Source organism: Endozoicomonas sp. SESOKO2 (genome assembly GCF_024606245.1).
Classification (GTDB): Bacteria; Pseudomonadota; Gammaproteobacteria; order Pseudomonadales; family Endozoicomonadaceae; genus Endozoicomonas_A.
On the sequence record NZ_JAHHPQ010000210.1, the window covers coordinates 1 to 1,768 of the forward strand.

1 protein-coding gene is annotated in these 1,768 nt (G+C 43.0%); it reads right to left on the reverse strand.

Annotation, left to right across the window (positions count from 1 at the left end; all coding sequences use genetic code 11):
- Positions 1–128: 128 nt before the first annotated feature.
- On the reverse strand, positions 129–1,768 hold a 1,640-nt coding region (locus tag KDK17_RS05055; RefSeq protein ID WP_257287496.1), incomplete at its 5' end, for a hypothetical protein.

The window sequence follows — 1,768 nt, forward strand, 5'->3', positions numbered from 1 at the left end:
TGAAGGACTGTATTGAAAGTGTTTAATAATATGACCTTAAGAAAGACCTAAAGTTTCATTTGGATGGTTAGCCGGAATCATTGAAGGAAATCACCGATCTCGAAAAGCTCATCATGACCCAATGGTTATCACGCATCCAATGCGTCATAAATCGAATTCAAATTCATACTGCTCAAAAACTCTTCGGCAATTTTTGTCAGCTCACGGGATTTGAGCACCAGAGCGTTACTGGCATTGTGTACCTCCCGTAAGTAAGCATCATTAATAGAATTCTGAAACGATAAAGAGCTATTAATATGAGACATCATGTCAAACAACTTTTCTGGTGAGGATGGCTCATGAGAGCCATAGAAATTTTTCATTTTGGACTTCCACATGGAAGCTTCAGCCCAACAATACGTTAAACTACTGCCCTTTGAGTGTGTTACTTCATACAGGTAATAACTGAAGGCCTGCTGAATCGCTTGCTGGTATTTGTCTCTTAAATCATCTAAACGCCTTTGATCCTCCGAGGACACCTCAGAGGACTTCAATTTGATTTTTTCCAATAACAGCTTCAGGTCAGGGCTGTTCTCAACTTTTCGTTGAAACAGAGCGTCGGCTTGTTCGTTAATCACTGTGCTGTCCCAGGCAGGTTGCCCCAGGATAATCACCGGTCGGTGGCTCGCCCTGCCTGAGTTTAACTTCCTGAACGCAGGCTGCTGCACCAGCATTCGCTCTATATTTGGAATGCCCTCAGGTTCGTCCGACCAGGAAGTCTGTAAAGATAAGCAGGCTATTGCACTTTTAAGAAATGGCGAAAACCCATCATGACCATGAGTGACAAACATGGTACTACTTTCTTCCTCTTGGTAGTGTGCACAAGATAACAACCATATATGGCCATCTTTTTCCTTGGACAAATATTCCTTGTACCACTTTTTCAGGCAGTGGGCTGCTTTAACTTTCAGTTCATCAACAGCTTCCAAGCTTACCAATAGCCGGTGATACTCATCGATCTTGACCCTATTCAAATCATCGGTCGACGGTGGATCCAGCCAATCCAATTTCAGGGCTTCGCTGGCAAAGTGAATAACCGAAGGTTTAGTTAAGTCACTGCCTTTCAGTATATCCACCATTGAATTCAACCAGAGGGCAGTGCTTGTTCCGGCCTGAAGAATCATTTTTGAATGAAGTAACTTAAGTTGTTCAATGATTTGATCTTCATCGTTGTTTGACACTATTTTTCTTACTGCCTCTGACATTGGTTCAGAGACATTCCCACCTATATCAGTCGTAATACTGAGCAATAATATCTCGTCCTTGGTCAATTCTTTTGTCTCAAGCAACACCAGTAATGAGACGCCCACGGAAAAACTGCTTAAATTGTTTTCCTCCCATAGGTTCTTGACTATTTTGGAAATATTTAGATTAATTTCCGGTAATGCACTGTTTGTCTCAAGGGCTTTGTTCAGTTTCTCCGGGCTCACGCCACACGCTTTAGCCAGAGTTTGTTGTTGTGTTAAATCAGCACCTTTCAGGAAATCCTTCAGGAGAGCCTTGATCTTCTTTGACTTAGCCATGGAGTCTTCGATCTTTATGTTGGGCTGGAAATCACTAGTCGTTTTTACTGTCACTACAGGTGCCCCACTTAAATCCACTGATTCCCAGGTTTGCCCTCCATCCCCGGAATACTCAGCAAAGCGGTGGACAAAGCTCTCGACCTGTCGACATGGAATCCCGAAATAACGACAAAAAGCAATAAAAACAGGCACACGATGACGACAGC